The organism is Myxococcus sp. CA040A (assembly GCF_013336725.1).
In the GTDB taxonomy this organism is placed as follows: domain Bacteria; phylum Myxococcota; class Myxococcia; order Myxococcales; family Myxococcaceae; genus Myxococcus; species Myxococcus llanfairpwllgwyngyllgogerychwyrndrobwllllantysiliogogogochensis.
On sequence record NZ_JABUMR010000047.1, the window covers coordinates 1 to 679 of the forward strand.

1 protein-coding gene is annotated in these 679 nt (G+C 68.6%); it reads left to right on the top strand.

Going from position 1 to position 679, the window contains the following annotated elements:
• Positions 1–679 (top strand): hypothetical protein (locus HUA75_RS46035; RefSeq protein ID WP_174490136.1); only part of this gene is annotated, 679 nt, incomplete at both ends.

A 679-nucleotide genomic window follows, 5' to 3' on the forward strand; every position in this document is an offset into this window, starting at 1 on the left:
AAGAGGCTCGGCTCGCTGAAGAGGCTCGGGTTCGTGCGGAAGAAGAGCGCCGCGCTGAAGATGCCCGACTCGCCGAAGAGGCTCGGCTGGCGGAAGAGGAGCGCCTCGCTGAAGAGGCTCGACTCGCCGAAGAGGTGCGGGTCCGCGCAGAGGAAGAGCGACTCGCTGAAGAAGCCCGGCTCGCTGAAGAGGCGCGACTTGCCGAAGAGGCCCGGGTCCGTGCGGAGGAAGAGCGACTCGCTGAAGAGGCCCGGCTCGCCGAAGAGGCCCGGGTCCGTGCGGAGGAAGAGCGTCGCGCGGAAGAGGCACGGCTCGCGGAAGAGGCACGGCTCGCTGAAGAGGCACGGCTCGCTGAAGAGGCACGGCTCGCTGAAGAGGCGCGGCTCGCTGAAGAGGCGCGGCTCGCGGAAGAGGCACGGCTCGCTGAAGAGGCGCGGCTCGCTGAAGAGCTACGCGCTGAAGAGGCTCGACTCCGTGCCGAGGAAGAACAACGCGAGGAAGAGGCCCGGCTCGCTGAAGAGGCTCGGCTCGCTGAAGTGGCTCGGCTCGCTGAAGAGGCCCGACTCGCCGAAGAGGCTCGGGTTCGTGCAGAGGAAGAGCGCCGCGAGGAAGAGGCCCGGCTCGCTGAAGAGGCGCGGCTCGCGGAAGAGGCACGGCTCGCTGAAGAGGCTCGGGTTCG